Annotated in this window: 19 protein-coding genes, 1 tRNA gene and 1 pseudogene; 11 read left to right on the top strand and 10 right to left on the bottom strand. The window is 71.4% G+C overall.

Annotation, left to right across the window (positions count from 1 at the left end):
- The first annotated feature begins 49 nt into the window (after positions 1 to 49).
- On the top strand, positions 50 to 676 hold the full coding sequence (locus tag ACIQZN_RS01195) for an AAA family ATPase (RefSeq protein WP_403986524.1): 627 nt from the start codon (positions 50 to 52) through the stop codon (positions 674 to 676).
- On the opposite strand, the gene ACIQZN_RS01190 is transcribed toward ACIQZN_RS01195, so the two are convergent.
- The gene (locus ACIQZN_RS01190; protein ID WP_403986521.1) at positions 665 to 1,270 is read right to left on the bottom strand and encodes an HAD family hydrolase; all 606 of its coding nucleotides are present in this window, start codon (positions 1,268 to 1,270) and stop codon (positions 665 to 667) included. The genes ACIQZN_RS01195 and ACIQZN_RS01190 overlap by 12 nt on opposite strands.
- A gap of 215 nt (positions 1,271 to 1,485) precedes the next feature.
- Here ACIQZN_RS01190 and ACIQZN_RS01185 point away from each other — a divergent pair, with 215 nt between their 5' ends.
- The 5 genes and pseudogenes from ACIQZN_RS01185 to ACIQZN_RS01165 form a co-directional block, all read left to right on the top strand.
- The gene (locus ACIQZN_RS01185; protein ID WP_403986518.1) at positions 1,486 to 2,178 is read left to right on the top strand and encodes a TenA family transcriptional regulator; all 693 of its coding nucleotides are present in this window, start codon (positions 1,486 to 1,488) and stop codon (positions 2,176 to 2,178) included.
- Positions 2,179 to 2,210: 32 nt separating this feature from the next.
- Positions 2,211 to 3,359, top strand: coding sequence for a pyridoxal phosphate-dependent aminotransferase (locus ACIQZN_RS01180; RefSeq protein WP_403986515.1), 1,149 nt, complete (start codon positions 2,211 to 2,213; stop codon positions 3,357 to 3,359).
- A gap of 35 nt (positions 3,360 to 3,394) precedes the next feature.
- Positions 3,395 to 4,276 (top strand): TauD/TfdA dioxygenase family protein, encoded by an 882-nt coding sequence (locus tag ACIQZN_RS01175; RefSeq protein WP_403986512.1) that lies wholly within the window; start codon positions 3,395 to 3,397, stop codon positions 4,274 to 4,276.
- A 495-nt stretch (positions 4,277 to 4,771) separates the two neighbouring features.
- On the top strand, positions 4,772 to 6,040 hold the full coding sequence (locus ACIQZN_RS01170; RefSeq protein WP_403986509.1) for a ricin-type beta-trefoil lectin domain protein: 1,269 nt from the start codon (positions 4,772 to 4,774) through the stop codon (positions 6,038 to 6,040).
- 158 nt (positions 6,041 to 6,198) lie between these two features.
- Positions 6,199 to 6,762, top strand: a pseudogene (locus ACIQZN_RS01165) (SDR family NAD(P)-dependent oxidoreductase); the annotation flags it as partial.
- 133 nt (positions 6,763 to 6,895) lie between these two features.
- Here the strand turns inward: ACIQZN_RS01165 and ACIQZN_RS01160 are convergent.
- From ACIQZN_RS01160 to ACIQZN_RS01135, 6 genes are all read right to left on the bottom strand, one after another.
- Positions 6,896 to 6,969, bottom strand: a tRNA-Pro gene (locus ACIQZN_RS01160).
- 119 nt (positions 6,970 to 7,088) lie between these two features.
- The gene (locus ACIQZN_RS01155; RefSeq protein WP_403986506.1) at positions 7,089 to 9,281 is read right to left on the bottom strand and encodes a right-handed parallel beta-helix repeat-containing protein; all 2,193 of its coding nucleotides are present in this window, start codon (positions 9,279 to 9,281) and stop codon (positions 7,089 to 7,091) included.
- On the bottom strand, positions 9,278 to 10,744 hold the full coding sequence (locus tag ACIQZN_RS01150) for a M1 family metallopeptidase (protein WP_403986503.1): 1,467 nt from the start codon (positions 10,742 to 10,744) through the stop codon (positions 9,278 to 9,280). Before ACIQZN_RS01150 ends, ACIQZN_RS01155 begins: the two co-directional genes overlap by 4 nt.
- Positions 10,741 to 12,414, bottom strand: a complete 1,674-nt coding sequence (locus tag ACIQZN_RS01145; RefSeq protein ID WP_403986500.1) for an extracellular solute-binding protein — start codon at positions 12,412 to 12,414, stop codon at positions 10,741 to 10,743. Before ACIQZN_RS01145 ends, ACIQZN_RS01150 begins: the two co-directional genes overlap by 4 nt.
- Positions 12,415 to 12,461: 47 nt before the next feature.
- Positions 12,462 to 13,322, bottom strand: coding sequence for a carbohydrate ABC transporter permease (locus ACIQZN_RS01140; RefSeq protein WP_403987376.1), 861 nt, complete (start codon positions 13,320 to 13,322; stop codon positions 12,462 to 12,464).
- 82 nt (positions 13,323 to 13,404) lie between these two features.
- Positions 13,405 to 14,427 (bottom strand): ABC transporter permease, encoded by a 1,023-nt coding sequence (locus ACIQZN_RS01135; protein WP_403986497.1) that lies wholly within the window; start codon positions 14,425 to 14,427, stop codon positions 13,405 to 13,407.
- Between the two features lie 340 nt (positions 14,428 to 14,767).
- Here ACIQZN_RS01135 and ACIQZN_RS01130 point away from each other — a divergent pair, with 340 nt between their 5' ends.
- The 5 genes from ACIQZN_RS01130 (at position 14,768) to ACIQZN_RS01110 (ending at position 22,890) form a co-directional block, all read left to right on the top strand.
- Complete coding sequence (locus ACIQZN_RS01130; protein ID WP_403986494.1) at positions 14,768 to 15,757, top strand: hydroxyacid dehydrogenase; 990 nt, start codon at positions 14,768 to 14,770, stop codon at positions 15,755 to 15,757.
- 95 nt (positions 15,758 to 15,852) lie between these two features.
- The gene (locus ACIQZN_RS01125) at positions 15,853 to 16,947 is read left to right on the top strand and encodes a LacI family DNA-binding transcriptional regulator (RefSeq protein ID WP_403987373.1); all 1,095 of its coding nucleotides are present in this window, start codon (positions 15,853 to 15,855) and stop codon (positions 16,945 to 16,947) included.
- 157 nt (positions 16,948 to 17,104) lie between these two features.
- The gene (locus ACIQZN_RS01120) at positions 17,105 to 18,523 is read left to right on the top strand and encodes a M60 family metallopeptidase (RefSeq protein WP_403986491.1); all 1,419 of its coding nucleotides are present in this window, start codon (positions 17,105 to 17,107) and stop codon (positions 18,521 to 18,523) included.
- A 28-nt stretch (positions 18,524 to 18,551) separates the two neighbouring features.
- The gene (locus ACIQZN_RS01115) at positions 18,552 to 20,939 is read left to right on the top strand and encodes a polysaccharide lyase 8 family protein (RefSeq protein ID WP_403986487.1); all 2,388 of its coding nucleotides are present in this window, start codon (positions 18,552 to 18,554) and stop codon (positions 20,937 to 20,939) included.
- 28 nt (positions 20,940 to 20,967) lie between these two features.
- On the top strand, positions 20,968 to 22,890 hold the full coding sequence (locus ACIQZN_RS01110) for a DUF2264 domain-containing protein (protein WP_403986484.1): 1,923 nt from the start codon (positions 20,968 to 20,970) through the stop codon (positions 22,888 to 22,890).
- Here ACIQZN_RS01110 and ACIQZN_RS01105 read toward each other — a convergent pair whose 3' ends face one another.
- Genes ACIQZN_RS01105 through ACIQZN_RS01095 form a run of 3 tightly spaced genes read right to left on the bottom strand, consistent with a single transcriptional unit; the run spans position 22,891 to position 24,567 of the window.
- Entirely contained in the window at positions 22,891 to 23,487 is a 597-nt protein-coding gene (locus ACIQZN_RS01105; protein ID WP_403986481.1) for a GAF domain-containing protein, read from the bottom strand.
- Positions 23,484 to 24,218: a GTP-binding protein gene (locus ACIQZN_RS01100; RefSeq protein WP_403986478.1), complete on the bottom strand. Its 735-nt coding sequence runs from the start codon at positions 24,216 to 24,218 to the stop codon at positions 23,484 to 23,486. The genes ACIQZN_RS01105 and ACIQZN_RS01100 overlap by 4 nt, the downstream gene beginning before the upstream one ends.
- On the bottom strand, positions 24,196 to 24,567 hold the full coding sequence (locus ACIQZN_RS01095; RefSeq protein ID WP_026171133.1) for a DUF742 domain-containing protein: 372 nt from the start codon (positions 24,565 to 24,567) through the stop codon (positions 24,196 to 24,198). The genes ACIQZN_RS01100 and ACIQZN_RS01095 overlap by 23 nt, the downstream gene beginning before the upstream one ends.
- Position 24,568 lies beyond the last annotated feature (1 nt).

The following is a 24,568-nucleotide window of genomic DNA, read 5'->3' as shown; positions in this document are numbered from 1 at the left end:
GCGCTGAAGCTAACCCGAAAGGCCACCGGAAAGGCAAGGAGCATTCGGAGTGACATACCGCATAGTGGCGCTCGAAGGCGTGGACGGAAGTGGAAAGTCGACCCTACTGAAAAGTCTCGGAAGAGCCCTTTCGGAAAAGGCGGAGGTCGTTCATGCACGCCCCGCGCGGGCGATGTCGAATGCATTCCGCAGAATCGCCGAGGACGGTAGTCCGGAAAAGCTCTACCAGGACGCGCTGCCGGCGCCCTTCCGGCATGCCACCTATCTCCTGGAAAGCGCGGTGCAGTTCCGCTACGAGCAGGAGCGCTTCGAACAGGCCGACTATGTGCTCTTCGACCGCTGGCGGCACACCTGGGCGGTGTACTGCGAGGAGGTGACGGAGTACCGGGAGTGGTTCGCCCGGATCGAGGCGCTGCTGCCCAGGCCCGACGCGCTGCTCTGGCTGCGTGTCGACCCCGAGGTGGCGTACGCGCGCCTTGTGGCGCGCCGGGACCGCTGGGTCGACGCCTACTCGCCCGCCGGGCTGCGGGCCAAGATCACCGGACTCTGCGAGCGGTACGAAGAGGTCATGAGGGACTCCGGTGCCGTCGTGCTCGACGGCACCGCCCCCGCGGCCGAGGTCCATGCCGAGGCCCTCGCGGTCGTGACGGCCCGGCAGACCGGCTCAGCCGGCTAGCAGTTCCTCCAGGGTGCGCCGCAGCGCGGCACCGCTCTCGAACAGCACGGCCGTGAGCCCCAGCGAGCGGGCCGCCCGCACGTTGGCCTCGCGGTCGTCCACGAAGAACGCCTCCTCGGCGGTGGCGCCGAGGAGGCCGAGCGCGCCGGCGAAGGCGTCGGCGGACGGCTTCGTCGCGCCCAGGGCGCAGGAGAAGGCGAGCGCGCCGAAGCGGTCGTCCACCTCCGGCAGCTCCTGGGGCAGGCCGGCGAGCAGCAGCGCGTCGTTGTCCGTGAACAGGGCCGTCGGGTACGCCCGGACGAGGTCGGCCGCGGCAAGGACCTCCGGGTCCGGCTCGAACGCCCCGCACCAGATGCGGCGCAGCTCCTCCGAGGTGCCGGTGAAGCCGAGGCGGCGCCTGATCTCCCCCTCCACGTCCCCGGCACTCGCGCCGCCGCCGTCCCAGGCGGAGATCAGGCCCGAGGAGTACAGCTCCTCGTCGACGCGCTCCGCCGGAAGCCCGCAGGCAGCGCCGAGATTTTCCAGGCGGCGCTCGCGGTGAAAGCGGCACACGACGCCGCCGAGATCGAAAAGGAAAACCCTTGACTTCATCATGCCGGGCACCTTAGCAAACGCCGCCGGCGGGCACTTCCCCTTCCTTCGGGAGCAATGCCCGCTTTACCCCCTGTCGGTCTGTTGCCAGACCGTATCGCGAAGGCCACGGGCTCTGGCCGGAACGGCGGAATCACCCCGATGATGAATATGTCCGGTCGACGCCGCGCAGCGGTTTCCCGTACGGCACGTATCGTCTCCGAAAGGATTCAGTCCCCGTGGGCAACGAGGTCGAAGCAGGCAACGAGGTCATCGCGCGCATCAAGCAGATGATCGACGATTCGGGAATCAACGAGAACGCGTTCTACCAGACGCTTCGCAAGGAGCCGCTCCCGAAGGAGGTCCTCAAGGAGGTCTTCCAGCAGTACTACTACTACATCCGGACGTTCCCGCAGATCCTGGCCGGACTCGCCGCCCGGGTCGACGACGAGTACATCCGGCTGAAGAGCGCCCGCACCGTCGTCTCGGAGCTGGGGGACGGCCGCGGAGACGCGCACTACGTCATGTTCGAGAACGCGCTCAAGGGCATCGGCGTCGAGCTCGATGACTACCGCACCGTCGAACACGCCCCCGAGGCCGAGCAGTTGGTCGCCAACCTGCGCCGCCTCTTCCTCGACGAGTCCTGTAACCACTCGGTCGGCGCGCACTACGTGATCGAAGAGTTCGGCTTCCCCATGATCGTGAACCTGTACGAGGGCTTCCGGCTCTACGACGGGTGGGAGCACGAGGACTACAACTACTTCTACCTGCACATCCTCATCGAGGCCAACCACGTGGACTGGGTCCAGGACGCCCTGCTCACGGCCGCGAAGGAGGAGAGCGCCCGCGAGGAGCTGATCGAGGGCGCGGCCCAGGTGCTGGAGTCCCTCACCACCTTCTGGAACGGCCTGAACCGCATCGCCACCGCATGACGCGAGCGCCCGGGCCCGAGGAACGGAGGACCATGGTGAGCACATCCGCCACGACCGGGCCCGACACCCAGGTCGTGGGCATCTACCAGCGCATGACGGCACTCGCGCGGGAGCACTCCGCGGTCAACCTCTCGCAGGGGATCCCGGAACCCGTCTACGACGCCGAGTGGCGCGGGGCGCTGGCGGCGGCACTGCCGGACGCGCACTTCCAGTACACCCCGACGGCCGGCACGCCCGCGTTGCGCGCCGCCGTGGCCGGGCTGTACGGGGACGGAGCACCCGCCCCCGTCATCACCTCCGGCTGCACGGAAGCGCTGGCCGCCCTGCTGCTCGGACTCGCCGAGGACGGGTACGACACCGTGGTGTGGCTGGAGCCCTTCTACTCGTACTATCCGGGTCTCGCGCGTATGACCGGCATGGAGGCGCGCAGCGTCCCCGTCGATCTGACGGGGAGCGGACCGCGCCTGGACCCGGACCGGCTGGCCGCGGAGCTGTCGAGGCCCGGCCGCCGTACCGTTCTCCTCCTCAACTCGCCGCACAACCCCACGGGACTCGTCCTCGACGACGGGGAGTGGCAGGCGGTGCGCGCGCTGGTCGGACTCCACGACTGCCACCTCGTGATCGACGACGTGTACCGGGACTTCCGCTACGGGGGTCCGCCCGTCCCGTACGCGGAGCTACTGGCGACCGGACGTGCCGCCGTCGCGGGCGGGGTCTCCAAGTCGTACGCCGCCGCCGGGCTCCGGCTCGGCTGGCTGCTGGCCCCCGAGCGGGTCGCCCGGAGCGCGGAGGCCGCCCACATGCACCTGTCCAATTGCGCGCCGGACCTGCTCCAGCGGGCAGCCGGGCGGCTGCTCACCGAAGTGGACGGCGCCCGCCTGGCGCGTACCGCGCGGGACTACCAGCGCAAGCGCGACCACCTCCTGGGGGCGCTTACCGACTGCGGCTTCGCCGTGTCCGTGCCCGGCGGGGGCCACTTCGTGATGGCGGTGCCGCCCGCGGACCGCTCGTGGGGACCCGAGCCGGCGATCGGCCTGCTGCGGGAGACGGGGGTCTGCGCGCTGCCGCTGGACCACTTCTTCGCCCGGCCGCACGCGCCGTGGCTGCGCTTCTCCTTCGCGGTCACCGCCGGGGAGGTCGCGGAGGCGGCCGTACGGCTGCGCGACACCTGGAACACCTGAACCGGGGGCGTCCGATTTCACCGGGAGCGATTCACATGCGAACAACGGCACTGGCCGACCACCACTTCGCCGGTGAGGTCACCGGCTTCGACGCCGCTTCGGCGGCCTCGGAGGAGATCGACGAGCTGAGAAGCCTCCTCCACCGGCACCGGGTCCTCGTCCTGCGCGATCAGGCCCTGGACCCGGCCCGCTACCAGAGGTTCATGGAGCACTTCGGCCGGCCCGTCCCCCATGTGCTCCAGAATCTGACCGTGCCGGGCTTCCCCGCGATCCTCACCATCTCGGACTACATCAAGCCCGACGGCACCCCGTCCGGGGTCCTCGACGGCGGCGCCTACTGGCACGCCGACATGTCGTACCTCCCGGACGTGGGCATCGCCACCTCCCTCTACGCGCTGCGGGCCGCCGGGCGCTCCGGCGGCACCGCCTTCGCCGACCTCTCCCCCGCCCTGGACCTGGTGCGGTCGCGGCCCGACCTGCTCCGGCTCCTCGGCTGCGCGACGGCCGACGAGCTCCTGGCCCTCGACGTCGTGCACCGCTTCGGCAACCGGAGGGCGCTGCGCGACGAGACGGCCGCGGAACAGACCCTTTCCCGGGCGCAGCACGACCAGCTGCCCGGCACCCGGCACCGGCTGTTCGAGACCCATCCGGTCACCGGGCGGCCCGGCCTCTTCGCCCCGGCGGGGAGCGCGATGTCCATAGCCGGGCTCTCCGCCGACGACTCGGACCGCGCGCTCGACGCGCTGGAGGAGTTCGTGCTGAAGGAGCTGCCCGCCTACACCCACCGCTACCGGCCGGGTGACCTCGTGATCTGGGACAACATGAGCACCCTGCACCGGGGTACCGGAGTCGCCGCGACCCGGGACATCGAGAGCAGCCGGGTCCTGCACCGGATCAACGTGAACATCACCCGGTGAGCGGGCGCCGGCGAGGTCATGTCGCGCAGGAGCAGGGCGTCATGGTCGGAGCAGCCGGGTTCCGCGGTGCGGACGCGATGCGCTGACCGGTGTCGGCCACCTGGACGAAGTGATACGCAGGGCCGCCGCAGCACATCACCGTCGAGGCCGAGAGCGAGCGCGCGCCCGTAGTAGCGCGGGCGGTCTTCGGATCGCCTCGGCCAGTTCGATGACCAGGCTGAAGGTTGCCGGTCCCGACACCTTGCCGAACAATCACATGGGTCGACATTCTGTGTCCATGACATGTTTTGCCGTCGTCCCGATCCTGTAGGACAGGCTCGACGCAAGGCGGCGCCAGCATCAGTGATGACTCGTCAGAGGCGGTTCAGAGACAGGCGAAAGCATGCCTCTCCGCCCACTTTCACGGAGGTCGGACGCATGCGATCGAGTTGGCCAGTACGACGGCGCAGCGGGTGGAGGAGAGCCCTCGGACTGCTCCCTGTCGTCGCCGTCACGGTGGCGACCACCCTCGTCGGTTCGTCGAACGTCGCCCAGGCGGCGATCCCGGCCCCGCCGGCGGGCTTCACTCTCACCTGGAGCGACGACTTCAACGGCGCCTCCGGCACCGGCATCGACCAGGGGCTGTGGAAGTACGACACCGGGCCGGGCAGTTCGTTCGGCACCGGTGAGATCGAGACAATGACCAACAGCACGTCCAACGTCTACTACGACGGCCAGAGTCATCTTGTGCTCCGGGCCCTGCACTCCGGCTCCGACCCCAGGAGCGGCTGGACGTCCGGACGCGTGGAGACCCAGGCGGCTACCTTCGGCGCGCCGGCGGGCGGAGTCGTCCGTATGGAGTCGGTACTCCAGCAACCGAACGTCAACACCTCCAACGGGGCCGGCTACTGGCCCGCGTTCTGGATGCTGGGCGCGCCCCTGCGCTCCGGTGTCACCTGGCCGAGGTCGGGCGAGATCGACATCCTGGAGAACATCAACGGCCGCAACTCCCACTTCAGCACCATCCACTGCGGTGTGAACCCGGGCGGCCCGTGCAACGAGTCGACCGGCATCGGCTCCGGCGAGCGCGCGTGCTCGGGCTGCCAGACCGGCTTCCACAACTACGCGGTGGAGATCGATCGCTCGGTCTCGCCGGAACAGGTCCGGTTCTACCTCGACGGGAGCAACTTCTTCACCGTCAAGGCCAACCAGGTCGACGCGACCACCTGGGCCGACGCGATCGACCATCCCTTCTTCATCATCTACGACCTGGCGATCGGCGGGGGCTTCCCGGACGCGTTCGGCGGCGGTCCGAACGCGGCGACCGTCTCCGGCGGCAAGCTGGTGATCGACTCAGTGGCCGTGTACAACAAGGCGCCCGGCTCCGGCGGCGGCACGCCGACCGGCCAGCGGATCACCGGGCCGGGCGGTAAGTGCGTGGACGTGGCGGGCGACGACACCGGCGGCGACGGCACTGCGGTCCAGCTCTGGGACTGCCAGTCGGCGGCGAAGGACCAGCACTGGACCTGGAGCGGTCAGACCCTGCAGACCCTCGGAAAGTGCCTGGACATCGCCGGCGGCAACAGCGCCAACACCACCAAGCTCCAGCTGGCCAACTGCAACGGCGGCGGCTACCAGAACTGGGTTCCGCAGAGCAACGGCGCGCTGAAGAACCCGACCAGCGGCCGCTGTGTGGACTCCCCGTCCGGCGCCACGGCCAACGGAACACGCCTCCAGATCTACGACTGCAACGGCACGGCGGCCCAGAAGTTCACCATCGGCTGACCACCCGACCCGGCCTCCCGGCAGGCCCGGACCGCTCGCGGGAGCGGTCCGGGCCTGCCGGGAGGCCGCCCTCCGGGGCAAGCTCGGCGCGGGTCCACATAAATGGCACAAGCATGCAATTGCCTCGCGCACCGGTTCGGGAGCGCGCGTGGCCGCACGTCGGCACCCTTGAGCAGGAGAGCGTCGACGAGGTCCGCGCGGTGATGGAGGTCAACTTCTTCGGTGTGCTGTACGTCACGCGGGCGGCTCTGCCGCTCCTCCGGGCGAGCAGGGGTCGCATGGTGACGGTGATCAGCGTGGGAGGAATCGTCGGTCAGCCCTTCAACGAGGCCTACTGCGCCGCGAAGTTCGCGGTCGAAGGCTTCATGGAGTCCCTGGCACCGATCGCGGCCACCGCCGGTGTCTCCGTGAGCGTCGTCGAGCCGGGCGCGGTGGCCAGCGAGTTCGTGAGCAACGCAGGGATCGACGACGACCTGGCGAACCGGGCTGGACCGTACGCCCCTGCTCTGTCCGCCTACCTCGAACGCACCCGCCACGCCTTCGCCGGCGCGCAGACGCCGCAGGCCGTCGCTGAGATCCTGGTCCACCAGCTCGACGGCGAACAGCCCGCGTTCCGGGTCCTGACCTCGGAAACCGCACGTGCGTTCGCGGGGACGAAGCTCAAGGACCTCGACGGTTCGGCAGTGCAGACACTCACCTCGCGGTGGGTGTCCTCGCCTTGAAGGCGCCGCCGACCAGCACGACTGCGCCAGTCGGCCGCGCGCCGCACCGCGCCGGCCCTCGGCCGCTGAGCAAATGATCAAGGGCCGGTTTCGGATTACTCCGAAACCGGCCCCGATCTACGACTGTCACCAGTCGGGACGACAGGATTTGAACCTGCGACCCCTTGACCCCCAGTCAAGTGCGCTACCAAGCTGCGCCACGTCCCGATGCCCGCCTGACCTGGGGTTTCCCCCTGGCCGAACGTGCATGAGAACAATACCGCACTTCATCGGGTGGTCACGAACCGCTTTCGCGATGCTTGCGGAACGTGTCCGAGCGGGCACCCTCAGTGGATCAGCACCTGGGAGAGGGCGACCCGGCCCGTGCCGGTCTTCACGATCCGGACCGTGCGGGTGCGGCTGTCCAGGTTCACCACGGTCGGGCGCAGGGCCTTGCCGCTGACGTGGACCGTGGTGTCGTCGGTGACGATGTCGAAGTCGGCCGTGGTCGTGGAGGCGTCGTTCCAGACCTCGACCTGGCGGATGTGCCGGGTGGCTCCGAGGTCCACCTGCCACCAGGCGCCGTCCTCCGCGAGGGTGCGGGTGTCCGTGTTGGTGTCGGCGTCCAGGGCGAGCGCGGCGGTGGCGGTGCCGTCCGTCGAGGACTGGGTGGCCGTGCCGGTGCGGGCCAGGTCGGTGCGCAGCTGCTCGACCGGGCCGCCGTGGGCGCCGGCGCGGGCTGCGACGGCCAGGGCGGCGGCCGGGAGGCGGTCGAGGCCGGTGTGGTTGCCGGTCATGACGGAGCCGGTGCCGCCGAGGGCGGGGGCGGCGGTGTCGGTCCAGTTGCCGCGCGCGGTGTTCCGCATGCCGTAGTCGGCCCAGTTGGAGACCCACTTGTAGCCGATGCGGGTGATGACGTTGTTCTCGACGGTGATGTACGAGGACTGCTCGTCCAGGTAGATGCCGTTGCCGTCGCGCTCGGTGTTGCCGTACGCGGAGCGGTTGATGTAGTTGCCGCTGACGACGGTGCCGGGCTGGGCGCCCTGGGTGTAGATGGCGCCGCCGTCGTGCTGCTGGCGGGCGACCTCCATGACGTCGGTGATGCGGTTGTTCGTCACCTTGTTGTCGCGGAGCACGGACTTCTGTGCCTCGGGCTGGTTCCAGCCCCAGCCGACGGAGATCGCCGAGTACGGGAGGTGGTCCAGGCTGTTGTGGTCAACGGTGAGCCCGGCCTCGTAACCGGCCCAGATGCCGACCGCGTCGGTGTACTCGACGCCGGTGCGGCTGATCGTGTTGTACGCGACGGTGTTCCGCTCCCCGGCGAGTGCGGGCTCCGGCAGGGGCTCGGTGTCGCCCACGTAGACCGCGCCCGAGGAGAGGTCGGTGAAGGTGGAGCGGGTGAGGGCGCTGTCCTTGGTGCCGGCCTCCAGGACCGCTCCGGCGCCGCCGAGGTGGGTGAAGCGCGCGGAGTCGACGGTGACCCCGCGGCCGCCGCGCACGGTGAGCGCGGCGGCCGGTTTGGTGTAGTAGCGGCCCGCGTGGTCGACGGGGCCGGTGGCTCCGGTCAGGGTGAGACCGGCCTGCATCCCCGCGTAGCCCTCGTCGGTGTCGGGCTGCCGGTAGGCCGCGTACGCGAAGCCGATGCCGCTGACCGTGAGGTCGTGGGCGCCGTCCACGGTGAGCAGCTGTTCGGTGTGCGGGGTGACGGCCCGTGCGCGGCGCATGTTCTCGCCCTCGCGCGGGAGGTAGGTGACGGTGCGGTTGGCGGAGTCCCATACGAACTCGCCCGGCTCGTCCAGGAGTTCGGCGGCGTTCTCGAAGAACGCGACGCCGCTGTACCGGGTGGAGTCGACGGCGGTGGTGTCCCAGGCCGGGCCGGTGCGGTCGGTGCCGCTCGCGGAGTTGGTCCAGCAGGGCTGGGCGAAGGTGAGGGTGTCGCCGCTGACGCCCGCGATCCGGCAGTGGTAGTTGCGCCAGCGGATACGGATGACGGCCTCGGCGTCCGTGGGGTGCGCCCAGTGGTCGATGCCGGTCGCGGTGGCGCCGGTCATGCCGGTGGCCGTGGCGTCGCAGGTGCTCGCCGCGCATGCCTCGCCCCGGGCGCGGGTGGCGCGGCGGCCGTCGACGAAGAGCTGGCGCGGGGTGACGCCCTCGGGGACGGCGGCGGTCCAGGTGCCGTCGGTGTTCCGGTGCCAGCCGGTGAGGTCCCGGCCGCCGGAGAGCACCGGGTGGGCGCCGGGCGCGGCGGTCCAGGTGGTGCCGGAGTCGGCCGCGCCGAGCTCCAGGGGCGCGTCGAGCCGGTAGGTGCCGTCCTTGAGGAGTACGCGGACGGCGCGGCGGTGCTCGGTGCGGGCCAGGTCGCGGGCGCCCTCCAGGGTGCAGGGGCGGGCGGCGGTGCAGGCGGAGCCGCGGCCGTCCGGGGCGGCGTACAGGGTGCGGGGCGCGGGCGCCGCTCCGGCCGGGGCGGCGAGCAGGGCGGTCAGGAGGGCGGCGGTGGCGGATGCGGCGGTGGCTCGTACGACGTTCACGGGGCGGTTCACGCGGTGGCCTTCCAGTCGGGGTGGCCGGGCATGGGCGGGTTGACGGCCCCGAAGAGCCAGTCGCGCAGGAACGGGTCGAGGGAGCGGTCGCGGGTGGTGTCGACGGTGTGCCGGATGAACTGCTCGGAGGTGTACGTGGAGTCCTTGAAGCGCCTCACCCACTCGCGCATCACCGTGTCGAAGGAGCGGCGGCCGATGCGCTGGTTCAGGGCGTAGAGGACGAGGGCGCCGCCGTCGTAGATGTTGGTGCCGCCGAGTGCCTTGGGCAGCCCGGGCGGGCCGTCGGCGACGCGGACGGCGTCGAGCTTCTCGTACGTGGCCTTCATCTTGTCCGCGAGGACGGACCAGCCGCGCTCCTCGCCGTACAGACCGGCGTAGTAGACGGCGGGGCCTTCGTTGAGCCACGCCTGCTGCCAGTCGTGCGGGGTGACGGAGTCGCCGAACCACTGGTGGACGAGCTCGTGGACCATGGTGGTCTCGTAGCCGGGCTGCCCCTGGGCGTTGAGCTTGAACCAGTTGGTGCCGAAGAGCGACAGCGTCTGGTTCTCCAGCGCGTCGGTGTAGCCGTCGTAGATGTGCACCCCGTAGACGGAGAACGGGTAGCGGCCGAACTTCGCCTCCAGCCAGGCGAGATGGTCGGCGGTGCGGGCGACGATCGGGGCGTACGTGTCCTCCTGGCCCTGCGGGACGATGTGGCGTAGGGCCAGGCCGCGGTGGCTGCTGCCGTACAGGTAGGTGCCCTTGACCACGGCGATGCCGATGAGCTCGGTGGCCATGCGCTCGCGGAGGGCGAAGTGCCAGACGGTGGAGCCGTCGGAGCGCGGTGTACGGTGCGTCAGCTCGCCGTTCGCGGTGGCGACGTAGCCCTCGGGGGCGCTGATGTGGAAGGTCCACGTCGCCTTGTCGGAGGGGGTGTCGTTGCAGGGCAGGAAGGTGTCGGCGCGGGAGGACTGGGCGGCCGAGGCGAAGCCGCCGTCGCTGCCGAACCGCCAGCCGGTGAGGCCGAGCCGGGGCGCCTTGCCGTTGCCCCGGTAGCGGATCTCGACGGTGAACGCCTGGTGGTCGCGGATCGGGCGGGCCGGGGTGACGGTCAGCTCCTGGCCGCTCTGGCCGGCACTCAGCTGCCAGGTGGCGGGGCGGCCCGCGACGGTGACGGCGTCGATGGTGTGGCCGTCGGTGTCCAGGTTGAAGGCGGACAGGTCCTGGGTGGCCTCGGCGCTGATCCGCACCGTGGCGGTGAAGTCGTATGTCACCGGGGTGAAGTCGAAGCTCAGGTCGTAGTGGGTGACCTGGTAGCCGCCGTTCCCGAGGGTCGGGAAGAGGGGGTCGCCGACGCCGTCGGAGCCGGGCTCGGGGTGGAAGCCGTGCGGCCGGGCGGCGGCGGGTGCGGAGAGGGCGGGGACGGTGACGGCTGCCGCCACCGCCGCGCCGCCGAGTGCGAGGACCGAGCGTCGGGTGGTCACTTCTTCCCCTTCTGGAAGGCTTCCTCGAACTCACCGCGGGCCTGCTCGCCCCCCTTGGCCAGGTAGTCCTTGACCAGCTGGTCGTAGGCGGACATGGGCTTGCGGCCGGAGATGATGTCCTTGAGCACGTCGCCCTTGAGGGTGCCGAGGCTGCCGGCGCTCTTGGAGTCCCAGGTGGGCGAGGAGTACTGGAGCGTCGGGTCCGGCACCATCATCGGGATCATCTTGGTGAAGGTGTCGTGGACGTGGCGCACGCCCTGCTCGGAGTCGGCGCTGAAGATCGCCGGGACCGCGGACGCGGCGAACTTCCAGGGGACGGTGACGTCCTGGGTGCCCTGCTTGGTGAGGGCCGGGTTGCCCTTGTCGTCGCGGGTGAAGTCCTTCCCCTCGACCCCGTAGTTGATGAGGGTGTACTCCAGGCTGCCGAACGGCGAGGCCGCGAAGTCGGCGAACCGCAGGATCTCCTTGACGCGGTCCCCGGACGCCTTGCTGATGTGGGTGTTCTGCAGCGCGACGTTGTCCATCCAGGCGACGGCGTCCTTGCCGACCGGCACGAAGGGGCGCGGGTCGAACTTCTTGTTGATCGCCTTCATCGCGGCGATGTAGCCGACGCCCGGCGCGAGGTAGGTGGGCATGCCGTCGTACACGTACGCGCCCTTGCCGTTCTTGAACATGTCCGTGTACTGGGCCTTCTGCGCCCCGGACATCTGGAGGGTGCCCGGGTAGTAGCAGCCGGCCTTGTACAGCGTGCGGGCCGTCTCGACCGCCGTGCGGTACTCCGGGGTCTCCAGGTCGAGGGTGAACTTGCCCGTCTTCTCGTCCAGGCGCCAGAAGTTGGGCGCTCCGGCGGACATGGCGAGCACGGTGGTGACACCCGCGATGATGGCGTACCGGTCCTCCTTGGGGCGGGTCAGCTCCTTGCAGACCTCGACGAACCGGTCCAGGTCGGTGATCTGGTCGAGGCTGGTGACGCCGACCTCCTCGAAGAGGTCGTGGCGGTAGACCCCGGCGCCGGCGGTTCCGGTGCGGGCGATCGGGATGCCGTAGAGCTTGCCGCCGAAGATCGCGCCCTGCCAGGCGCCCTTCGGGATGGCGGCGAGGTTGGGATACTCCTTGATCGCGTCCCCGGCGAGGTGCGGGGTGAGGTCGGCGCACTTGGCCTGGAGGAAGGCGGCCTTGTTGTCGACACCGCCGCTCTCCGGGTACATGAAGAGGTCGGGCAGGCTGTCGCTGGCGACCATCGTGGAGAACTTGGTGCCGTAGTCGTCGGCGGGGACGGCCGTGATGTTCACCTGGCCGCCGAGCAGCTTCTCGATCTCCCGCCAGGCGGCGTTCTTGCCGCGCGAGGGCGGCGGCGGGGAGAAGGTCTCCATGGCCGCGCCGATGGGCTTCGCCCCCTTGAGCGGGGTGGTCCTCGTGGCCCGCAGCGGCTTGGCCGGGTAGCTGAAGAAGCCCTGCGGGACGCCGGCCGCGGTGCCTTCCAGGTCGGGCTTGAGCCCGATGTTGCGGACGGCGCTGCGCGGGAGCAGGGACGCGCTCTTGGCCTCGGCCTTCGCGGTCGTGCCGCCGTCGCCGCAGGCGGCGAGCAGCGGGGCCGCGGCCAGTCCGAGGCCGACGCCTGCACCCAGGCGGAAGAGTGCTCTGCGGTTGATGGGGGTGGAGCTCGACACCTGGATCTCCTTGGAAGAGGGAAGGGAAGGAGCGGGGGCGGCTGCGCTCAGCCCTTGACGGCTCCGGTGAGCACGCCCTTGGTGAAGTAGCGCTGGAGGAAGGGGTAGACGCAGAGGATCGGGACGACGGCGATGACCAGGACCGCCATCTGCACGGCCTGCTGCGGGGCGAGCACTTCGCCGGCCGACGCGGAGTCGAGGCTCTGGCCTTGCAGGACGTAGGTCCGCAGCACCATGGGCAGCGGCCACTTGTCGGAGTCGTTGAGGTACAGGAGCGAGTTGAAGAAGGCGTTCCAGTACGTCACCGCGTAGAAGAGGCTGATGACAGCGAGGACGGCCTTGGACAGCGGCAGGACGACGCGGACCAGGATGCGGAAGTCCCCGGCGCCGTCCACCTTGGCCGCGTCGTACAGCTCCTCCGGCAGGTTCATGAAGAAGGAGCGCAGGACGACCAGGTTGAAGGCGCTGACCAGGGTGGGCATGACGAGCGCCGCGTAGGTGTCGTACAGGCCGAGGCCCTTGACCAGCAGGAAGTTCGGGATGATGCCGGCGTTGAACAGCATGGTGAACAGGGCCGTCATCAGGATGAAGCGGGAGCCGGTGACCTCGCGGCGGGAGAGCCCGTACGCCATGCCGACGGTGACGAGCAGACTGGCGAGGGTACCGAAGACGGTGATGCCCACGGAGACGATCAGGGCCCGGCTGACGACGCCGCCGGTGAAGATCGTGCGGTAGGCGTCGAGTGTGGGGTGCTCCGGCCACAGGACGAGGCCGGAGCTCTTGATGATGTCGGTCTGCGAGGCGAAGCTCGTCCCGATGACGCCGACGAGCGGATACGCGACGGCGAGGACGACCACGACGACGGCGACGGCCTTCGCGGTCTGACCGAGGCGGGTCGGGCGCTCCATCCACGGCGGACGGCCGTCGGACTTGCGTACGGGGACGGGCGGGGTCCCCGGCGCGGTGGTCCGGGCCGTGGCGCGCGTCTTCTCAGCGGTCAGCACCGCGGTACACCCCTTCGTGGCCGAGTCGGTGGGCGAACTTGTTGGCGCCCAGCACGAGTGCGGTGCCGATGACCGCCTTGACGAGTCCGACGGCGGCGGCGACGCCCCAGTCGTTGTCCTTGATGCCGTGGTAGTAGACGTAGGTGTCGAGCACCTCGCCGGAGTCCGGGCCGACCGCGTCGCGCTGGAGCAGGATCTGCTCGAAGCCGACGGAGAGGATCTGCCCGAGGTTGAGGATGAGCAGCAGGATGAGTACGGGGGCGATGCCCGGGAGCGTCACGTGCCACAGGCGGCGCCGGGGGCCGGCTCCGTCGATGGCGGCGGCCTCGTACTGCTGTCGGTCGATGTTGAGGAGGGCGGCGAGGATGATGATCGTGCCCCAGCCGGCGTCCTTCCAGGCCACCTGGAGGGTGAGGAGCCAGGGGAAGGCGTCCGGGTCGCTCATCATGTCGTAGCGGGGCAGGCCGATGCTGCCGAGGAAGTCGGGCAGGACGCCGGCGCCGCCCAGGATCTGCTGGAAGATCGAGACGATGATGACCCAGCCGATGAAGTGCGGCAGATAGACGACGCTCTGCACGAAGCGCCGGATGCGGTCGCTGGCGATGCTGTTGAGCAGCAGGGCCAGGGCGATGGGCACCGGGAAGAAGAACACCAGCTGGACGAGGGCGATCTCCAGGGTGTTGAAGGTCGCGCTCCAGAAGGCCGGTTCGCTGAACGCGGCGGAGAAGTTGGCGAAGCCCACCCAGACGCTGTGCATGTAGCCGAGGTACGGCTGGTAGTCCTGGAACGCCACCACGTAACCGAGCAGCGGCACGTAGTGGAAGACGATGAAGTAGAGCAGGCCGGGCAGGGTGAGCAGCAGCATCACCCGGTCGCGTTTGAGTCGCTGTCCGAGTGTGAGCCGGTGCGGGGCGGCGAGGGCCGGGCCGGGCGGCGGGGCAGGCTCCTCCGCCTGCTTTCGCCGCGTTCGCCGCTTTTCGCGCGGCAGCGGGGGTGCTGTGTCAGCCATGGTGGGTCCTGTTCGGCTGGGTGGCGCGTGGTGTGCCTTCTGCGGCGGCAAGTTAGTAAGCGGTTAACCCAAGCGTCAAGAGATTCGGGCGAACGTCTTCATGGGACGTCGGCCTTTCGGGCCAATTCCGGGGCGGCGAATGCCAACAAATCGGCGTCAGCTGCCCATTCGGGCCGGTCCCACGCTTGACGGTCGGCCGTGGACCTCCCTAGCGTGCCGGTCATTCGATAGAACACGATTACTATCCGGAGGCAGGGTGCGAACCACCGAAGAGGCGCCGGCCCGTTCCGGTCCCGAGGCAGCGGATCCGCCCGGGAGGCGGCCGCGCACGGTTCTGGTCATGAGCACGGGGCTGCTGGACGACGTCTTCCCGCCCGCCGTCCGGTCGCGTCTCGAAGAGACCGCCGAACTGCTCGACCCGGCGGTGATCAGCGAGTTCGACTCCCCCGCCGCCGCCCGGGCGCTGGCCGACGCGGAGGTGCTGCTGACCGGGTGGGGCTGTCCGCCCGTGGACCCGGCGCTGCTGGACCGGGCCCCGCGCCTGCGAGCCGTCGTCCACGCGGCGGGGACGGTGAAGACGTTTCTGTCACCGGCCGCCTTCGACCGCGGGATCCTCGTCTCGTCGGCCGCCGCGGCCAACGCCGTGCCGGTGGCCGAGTTCACCCTCGCGGCGATCATCATGGGCGCCAAGCGGGTGTTCCCGCTCGCGGACCTCTACCGGGCCCGCCGCACCCACCGCACCGCCGCCGACCTGGACCGCCACCACTGGCTCGGCACCCATGGCCTGACCGTGGGAGTGGTCGGCGCCTCCCGCATCGGCCGCCGCGTGATCGAGCTGCTGCGGGCGGCGCTGGACGCGGAGGTCCTGCTGCACGACCCGTATGTGAGCGCCGCCGAGGCCGCCCTCCTCGGCGTGACCCCGGTCGACCTGGACACCCTCGTGGCGACGAGCGACGTGGTGTCCCTGCACGCCCCGGACACGCCGGAGACCCGGAACATGATCGACGCCCGCCGGATCGGCCTGATGCGTCCCGGGACGCTGCTCGTCAACACCGCGCGCGGCCCGCTCGTGGACACCGAGGCGCTGACCGGCCACCTGGTCAGCGGCCGGCTGGACGCGGTCCTCGACGTGACCTCGCCCGAGCCGCTGCCGCCCGGCCACCCCCTGTGGGACCTGCCCAACGTGTTCCTGACCCCGCACCTGGCGGGCGCCCAGGGCAACGAGGTGGGCCGGCTCGGCGCCCTCGCCGTGGACGAGCTGGCGCGGTACGCCAGGGGCGAGCCGTTCGGGCACCCCGTGCACCGGGCCGACCTGGGGAGGATCGCGTGACCGCCCCTCCGCGGCGGGCTCCGGGACCGCGACCGGCCGGGGCCGCCACGGCACTAGGCTCGTCGTCACACAACAGCCTTCAGGGGGTGAGCCGGATGCGCCGGCAGAGCACGGCCGGGGACGGACAGCGGCGGGCGACGGTCACCGACGTCGCCCGGCGCGCGGGCGTCTCGACGGCCACCGTCTCCCGCGTCCTGAACCGCAACTACCCCGTCGCCGAAGCGACCCGGGAGCGCGTCGAGTCCGCCATGCGCGAGCTCGGCTACGTGGTCAACGCGCACGCCCGCGCCCTGGCCGGCGTCTCCAACCGCACCGTGGGCATCATCGTCAACGAGGTCATCGACCCCTTCTACGCGTACATCGCGCGCGGGGTCGAACGGGAGGCGGCGCTCGGCGGACGGCTCTGCCTGGTCTGCTGCACCCAGGGCGACCCGCAGCGCGAGCTGGCCTTCATCGACCTGATGCACGAGCGCCGGGCGGACGCGGTCGTGGTCGTCGGCGGCTCCATCGCGGACCGGGGCTACACCTCGGAGCTGGCCCGCCGGGCGCGCGAACTGGACGCGGGCGGCTCGAAGCTGGTGCTGTGCGGCCGGCCCCCGCTCGGCGAGTCCGCGCCGACCGCCGCCGTGGAGTACGACAACGAGGGCGGCGCCTTCGCCATCACCGACCACCTGCTGATGCAGGGCCACGAGCGCATCCTCTACCTCGGCGGTCCGCCCAGGCTCTCCACCACCCGCGACCGGCTCGCCGGGCACCGCCGCGCCCTAGAGTTGCGGGGTGTCCCGGTCGATCCCGAGCTGGCCCAGCCGGGCGCCTTCAGCCGTGGCTTCGGATACCGGAGGATGGCCGAACTCCTGCGCGACGGACCGGAGTTCACCGCCGTGTTCGCGGCCAACGACATGGTGGCGGCCGGTGCCGCGCAGGCCTTGGAGGAGGCGGGCGTGCGGGTGCCCAAGGACGTCTCGCTGGTGGGGTACGACGACATCCCGGTCGCCCAGGAGCTGCGGCCCCGGCTGACCACCGTCCATGTGCCGCTGGAGGAGATGGGCCGCCAGGCGGTGCGCCTCGCCGTGTCCGGCGGGGACGAGGACGACTGGCGGGAGCCGACCACCGGGGCGCTGCGGCTCGGCACCCACATCGTGGTACGCGATTCCGTGGCGCCCAGATCCGCCAGACCGCCGCGCAAGTGACCGGTTACTTCCTGCCTGTCCGCAGTTGGCCATAGAAAATCACAGTAACTTCCCGACTCCCCTTGCGGCTCGACAGCAACCGCTTACATGCTGACCGGGCACCCCCAGCATCCCGCACGCCTTCGCCCCTCGTTCATGACTGCAGGGAGAGTTCCGCATGCGTAAGCACACCCCGTCCGCCGCCCCGGCCGCCTCCCCCACCACCGAGCCCACCACCGCATCCGCCTCCTCCGTGGGCCGCCGCGCGGTCCTCGGCGCGGCGGCCGGCGCGGGGGCCGCGACGGTCCTCGGCCTCACCGCCACCGCCGCCCACGCCCGGCCCGCGACCGCCCGGCCCACCGGACACCCCACCACCCGCCCCGTCTCCGTGACCGTCACCGGACGGCCCGCCGCCGAGGCCGAACGGCTCCGGCTCGCCCAGGCGTTGCGCGGTTCGGAGTTCCAGCCGACCGGCCTGTACGTGCCCGCCGGCACCCCGCTCTCGCTGACCGTCCAGCCGCACGACGACCTCGTGCCCACGCTCTGGATCGGCGCCTGGGACTACTACGGCGAGGTCACCGAACCCCGCGGCTACCCGCTGACCGCCGGCGCCAACACGGTGACCGACCCGCACGGCGGCCCGGTCTACCTGACGCTCACCGGGAGCGGCGAGCGGGCGGGCGTGCTCTTCCGGTCCGGCGCGGTCCGCATGCCCGTCTTCACGCTGGGCCGGACCGGCGAGGCGGACTACCAGCGCCAGCTGGACACGCTGACCGAGTCGCCCTGGGTGGAGCTGCACGCCCCGCACACGATCATGACGCTGACCCGCGAGGGCGCCCTGCTGTACCGCGACGAGGACCACGCGGCGCTGCTCCGGCTGGTCGAGACCATCATCGACTCGCACGCCCGGATCAGCGGGCTCGACGGCTCGAAGCCGGTGCACCGGCGCAAGGCGGGGCCGTACCACTTCACCGAGGTCAGCAAGGTGCCGACCGGCGTCGGCGCCTACGCCACGCACGGCTACAACGGCTTCCCGCGCGCCTACCTGGACCGGGCCACCACCGTGGAGGGCCTGCGCACCCGGGGCTGGGGGCTCTACCACGAGTTGGGTCACCTCCATCAGCAGATGGCGTACAAGCCCGGCGGCCTCACCGAGGTCACCGTGAACATCTATTCGCTGGCCGCGCAGCGCACCCTGAAGCAGCCCTCGAACCTGCTCACGGTCGACCCGGCGACCGGTCAGACCGTGTTCCAGAGCTCGCGGGACAAGTTCGGGACGCCCGGTCTCACGTACGAGAAGTCGTTCGGGGCCTACGAGAAGCTGGTGCCGCTGCGCCAGTTGGAACTGGCCTTCGGGGAGGACTTCTGGCCGCGCCTGCACAAGCTGGTGCGCGAGGAGAACCCGCAGTCCGCCTCCACCGAGGACGCCAAGCGCTACCGGGCCCTGGCCACCTGCTCCAGCCGGATCGCGGGCTACGACCTGACGGACTTCTTCGTGAACACCTGGGCGTTCCCCATCGACGCCACGGGCCGCGCCGAGCTCGCCGCGCTGAATCTCCCGCAGCCGCCCGTGGACCCGAGCACGCTCTCCGACTGAGACCGCGACGACGAGGAAAGGAGTCATCATGCACCTGAGCAGAAGGACCCTTCTCGCAGCGGGCGGCGCCACGGCGTCGGTGGTCCTGACGAGGGGTCCGGCGTGGGCCGGAACGCGGGAGGAGGAGCCGATCGACGACTTCGAAGGACTTCTCGACCGGGCGGGGACGCTGCTCACCGGAGGCGCGTTCGACCCGGCGGACCCGGACTTCGCCGCCGGTGTGGCCGCCCTGGACGGCACGGCGGGCGCCCTGTGGGACAACCTGGACCGGAGCGCCGGGCGGACCGCCCTGTGGTCCGACCTCGCGCCGCTCACCGACCCGGGCAACTTCGGCCAGAGCTACACGCGCCTCCGCACGATCGCCGTCGCCTGGGCCACGCCCGGCACCGCGCTCTCCGGAAGCGCGGAGACGGCCGAGGCGCTGCTCGGGGCGCTGCGGTTCGCGTACGACACGGCGTACCACCCCTCGGCCGCCGAGACCGGCAACTGGTGGTTCTGGGAGATCGGGGCGCCGCGCGCGCTGATGGACTGCTGTGTGCTGCTGCGCGCGCACCTGCCCGCCGCCGACCTCGCGGACTACCTGACGGTCGTCGACCGGTTCTGCCCCGACGCGGACCGCCGCACCAACTCCCCCACCCTGCCGGAGACCGGCGCCAACCGCACCGACAAGGCGGTGATCGTGGCGCTGCGCGGGCTGCTCGGCAAGGACGCGGACAAGGTGGCGTCGGCCCGCGACGCACTCTCCGACGTACGCGACTCCGGCCGCAACAGCCTTTTCCGGTATACGACTTCGGGCGACGGGTTCTACGAGGACGGCTCGTTCGTCCAGCACGCGGAGGTGGCGTACACCGGCTCCTACGGCACCGTGCTGCTCGGCGGCGCGGCCTGGCTGCTCTCCCTCCTGGCCGGCTCCGCGTGGGCCGTGACCGACCCGAAGGTGTCGGTGATGTACGAGGCCGTGGAGCGGAGCTTCGTCCCGGTGGTCTTCGACGGGCTGATGATGGACGCGGTGCGCGGCCGGGCCGTCTCCCGGGAGCGCGCGGGCGACCACCGGGACGGGGCGGCCGCCGTCGCCGCGATCCTGCTCCTGGCCACCGGCGCCCCCGCCGAACCGGCGGACCGCTGGCGCTCGCTGGTCAAGGGCTGGCTCACCCGCAACCGCACCACCCCGTTCACCGCCCTGGCCGCCCTGCCCCAACTCGCCCTGGCCAAGGCGGTGCTGGCCGACCGCGCGATCCGCCCCGCTCCGCGCACCACGGGCAGCTTCGTCTTCGCCGACATGGACCGCGTCGTCCACCGCCGCCCCGGCTGGGCCTGCGCCCTGTCGCTGTCCTCGAAGCGCATTTCCGCGTACGAGGCGGGCAACGGCGAGAACCTGCACGGCTGGTACACCGGTGACGGCATGACGTACCTCTACGACGGCGACGACCTCGGGCAGTACAACGATGGCTTCTGGCCGACCGTCGACCCGTACCGCCTGCCGGGCACCACGGTCGACACCCGCCCCCGCGAGGACCTCGGCACCGGCGCGGGCACGTCCACCTACCGGCCGCCGAACGCGGTGGCGGGCGGCGCCGCGCTGGACGGCCGGTACGCCGCCGCCGCGATGGAGCTGATCGGCGCCCCGGGGAGCAGCCTGCGGGCCCGGAAAGCGTGGTTCCTGCTCGACAACACGGTCGTGGCACTCGGCGCGGGCATCACCTCGAACGACGGCCGCCCGGTCGAGACGGTGATCGAGAACCGCAACCTGGGCGCGGACGGCCGCAACCGGCTGCTGGTGGACGGCATCCCCGTCCGTAACGGCGCTTCCAGCCATGCCCGTTGGGCGCACATCGACGGGGTCGGCGGGTATGTGCTGCCCGACGGGGCCGTCCTGCGCACCCTGCGTGAGGAGCGCACCGGCACCTGGCGAGCCATTGACACGGGCGCGGACACCGGCGGCAGCACCGACCCCGTCACCCGCCGCTACCTCACCCTCTGGCTCGACCACGGCGCCTCCCCCACCGGCGCCGGTTACGCCTATGTGCTGCTGCCCGGCGCCTCGGCGGCGGCGACCGCCGCCTGGTCGGCCTCCCGGCCGGTGCGTGTCCTGGCCAACGACGCCACCGCCCAGGCGGTGGAGGACCGCAGGACCGGGCTCATCGCCGTGCACTTCTGGGCCGCCGGTACGGCCGGGGGCATCACCGCCTCCGGTCCCGCGACGGTCCTGGTGCGGCGGCGCGGCGGCCGGGTCTCCGTGGCGGTCGCTGACCCGGGCCGGACCGGGGCCTCCGTCACGGTCGGCCTGCCGTTCGCCGTCCGCAAGGCGGCCGAGGCCGACGACACCGTCGAACTCACCCCGGGCCGCAGGCCGTTGCTCACTGTCGCCGTCGACGGCTCCCGGGGCCACACCCACCGCGCCGAACTCGTCCAGTAACCCCGCACACACCAGGAGCACCATCGTCATGTCCGTCGCCCCGCATCTGCAGCTGCCGTCCACCGACCGGATCCTGTCCTCCCGCACGGGCTGGACCCGGGCCCACTGGGAGGCGACGGCCGACCGGATGCTGGACGCGCTGACGCCGTACGCGACACCGGGCTTCGCCCAGTACCGGCTGCCCGGCCGGAACAGCTGGTCCGGTGTCGTGTCGGACGGCCTTGAGGGCTTCGCCCGGTCGTTCCTGCTGGCCGCGTTCCGGATCGCGGGCGCGGGCGGGGCGGTCGACCCCGCGCTGATCGAGCGGTACGCGGCGGGGGTGGCGGCCGGGACCGACCCGGCGAGCGGTGAGGCGTGGCCGCGCCTGACGGACTGCTCGCAGCAGCTGGTGGAGGCGGCGTCCGTCGCGATCGCGCTGCACGAGACCCGGCCGTGGATCTGGGACCGGCTCGACGCCCGGGTGCAGGAGCGGGTCGCCGACTGGTTCTCCGGGTTCGTCGGCGGGCGCACCTGGGACAACAACTGGCGCCTGTTCCAGGTGGTTTCGGAGCAGTTCCTGGCGTCGGTCGGCGCCCCGTACAGCAAGTCCGACATCGAGGGCGGGCTCGACAGGATCGAGGACTGGTACGTCGGTGACGGCTGGTACACCGACGGCAGCGGGCGCAACTTCGACTACTACATCGGCTGGGCCATGCATCTGTACCCGCTGCTGTGGGCGCGGATCGCGGGCCCGGACGGCGACGGCGGCCGGGCCGCCGTCTACCGGGAACGTCTGAGCCGCTTCCTGGAGGACTACCCCCACTTCTTCGGCGCCGACGGCGCCCCGGTGCACCAGGGCCGGTCGCTGTGCTACCGCTTCGCGTCGCTGGCCCCGGTCTGGATGGGCGCCGTCGCGGACTGCACCCCGCTCGCGCCCGGACTCACCCGGCGCCTCGCCTCCGGGACGCTGCGCCACTTCGCGGAGCGCGGGGTGCCCGACGAGCGGGGGCTGCTGACGCTCGGCTGGTACGACACGTTCCTGCCCACCACGCAGCCGTACTCCGGTCCGGCGTCCCCGTACTGGGCGAGCAAGGGCTTCCTCGGGCTGCTGCTCCCGGCCGACCACGAGGTATGGGCGGCGCGCGAACTGCCCTTGCCCGTCGAGGAGTCCGACACGTACACCGCGCTTCCGGCGCCCGGCTGGCTGCTGCACGGCACCCGGAACGACGGGATCGTCCGGCTCGTCAACCACGGCAGCGACCACAATCCGCTCCCGGAAGCGGGCGCCACCGACCCGGACGCGGGGGCGGGCGAGGACGATCCGCACTACGCGAAGCTGGCGTACTCGACGGCGACCGCCCCGGAGTCCGCGCCGCACGCCTTCGCCCGGAACATCGACAACCACCTGGCGCTGCTCGCCCCGGACGGCACCCCGTCCCGGCGCCGCCGCATCCACCCGGTGAGCTGCGAGGACCGCGTCGCCGCTTCCTGGTCGGCGGCCCGGCTGCCGGGCGACGAGCGCGCGTACCGGATCGGCACGACGAGCGTGCTGCACGGGCCGTGGGAGATCCGGGTGCACCGGGTCGAGGCGCCGGAGGGCGCCGTGGTCCGGGAGGGCGGCCACGCCGTCGCGCACCGGACGAGCCCGTTCGCCACCTCGGGCCCCGGCTGGGCGCTCGCCCGGACCGCGGACGGCCTGTCCAGCGCGGTGGTCGGGCTGTACGGCTGGGACGGCGGGCCCGAGGACGCCGAGGTGGCGCGGGACCTGGAGTCCAACGCGTACGGACCGCACTCGGCGGTCCCGTATCTGCGCAGCGCACCCCACCCGGGTGGGCAGAGCGTCCATGTCACGCTCGTGGTGCTGTCCCGGGACAGCGTGCACCCGGAGGCGCTGCGCACGGCCGTGCGGGTGCGGGTGGCCGGGGACGCGGTGACGCTGGGCTTCCTGGACGGCCGCACGGTCGAGGTCTGATCAGAAGCGGGGGGCGTGGTCCTCCCTGCGGTCGAGATGGCCGATCAGCTCCTGCGCCAGGGACTTGATGGTGTCGAGCCCCGCCCTTCCCCAGGGGCGGGGCACGGTGTCCACGGCGCAGACGGCACCCAGGGCCATCCCGGTGCGGTCGATGAGCGGTGCCCCCAGATAGGAGCGGATGCCTATGTCGTCCACGACCGGGTTGCCCGCGAAGCGCGGGTAGTCGCAGACGTCCTCCAGAACGAGCGCCTTGCGCCGGACGACCACGTGCGGGCAGTAGCCGTGGTCGAGGGCCACATAGCGGCCGCTGCGGCCGCTGCGGCCGCTGCCCGCCGCGGTGGCCCCCAGGTCCGAGCCCCTGCGGGTTCCGGCGGGGGTATGCAGCCCGGCGTAGAACTGCCGGTTCCCGTCGATGAAGTTGACCATCGAGAACGGCACGTCCGTCACTTCGGCCACCCTATCGGCGAAGGCGTCGAAGTTGTCGAACGAGGCGTCCTCGCGCTCCCCCAGGCCAAGGCTCCGCAGCCGCCGGGTGCGGGCGGGCGCCTCGCTGTCGACGGGGGTCAGCAGCAGCCGCCCGGCACCGCGCGGGATCACGGCCTGGCCCCGAATCCGGCGTGCCCGGGGAGCGGCACGACGTCGTCGGTGGCGTTGATGAGGTGCTGGACCAGCGTCACCAGTGTGCCGGTGCCGGAGCTGGCCATGCGGGCGTCGCACAGCACGACCGGCACCTCCGGCGACAGGTCGAGCGCGGCGCGGACCTCCTCGGGGCCGTAGCGGTAGGCGCCGTCGAACTCGTTGACGGCGACGACGAATCCGATGCCGCGCCGTTCGAAGAAGTCGACGGCCGCGAAGCACTCCTCCAGCCTGCGGGTGTCCGCGATCACGACCGCTCCCAGCGCGCCCTGCGAGAGCTCGTCCCACATGAACCAGAAGCGTTCCTGGCCCGGTGTGCCGAACAGGTACAGCACGTGCTGGTCGTCCAGCGTGATGCGGCCGAAGTCCATCGCCACGGTGGTGGAGGTCTTCGACTCGACGCCCTCCAGGCTGTCGGTCGCCGCGCTCGCCTGGGTCAGCAGCTCCTCCGTGCTGAGCGGGGCGATCTCGCTGACGGCGCCGACGAACGTGGTCTTGCCGACGCCGAATCCACCCGCGACGAGCACCTTCAGCGCGACGGGGAAGCCCTCGGGCGCGGCCGGCGGCGCGGTGTACTCGGCGGTGGCGGTGTCCTGCCCGTACCCGCCGCCGGAGCCGTCGTCCGCGTAGCCGTAGCCATAGCCGGAGCCGTCCGGGTAGCCGTAGCCGTCAGAGCTGTCGTCGTAAGCCATCGAGCACTGCCTCCAGCAGATGTCGGTCGGTGGGCATGTCTTGGAAGGCGGGCGCGTGGGCGGTGACGGCGCCGCAGTCGACCAGGTCCGAGAGGAGGACCTTGGTCACGACGGCGGGCAGTCTCAGATGGGCGGCGATCTCGGCCACCGATGTGGGGCCCTCGCACAGTCCCAGGGCCACCGAGTGCTCGGGGCCGAGGTGGGTCTGCGGAACGCTCCCGGTGGCCATCACCAGGGACAGCAGGTCGAGCACGGCCGTGGGACGGGTACGCCCGTTGCTCACCGTGTAGGGGCGGATGAGGCGGCCCGCCGCGTCGTCGAGCAGCGGCCCGTCCTGGGTGACCGCCATG

Origin of the sequence: Streptomyces sp. NPDC097595 (assembly GCF_044761525.1) — a bacterium.
Taxonomy (GTDB): domain Bacteria; phylum Actinomycetota; class Actinomycetes; order Streptomycetales; family Streptomycetaceae; genus Streptomyces; species Streptomyces drozdowiczii_A.
The sequence above is the reverse complement of the archived record's forward strand: the minus strand, read 5'-3'. Positions and strand labels throughout refer to the sequence as shown.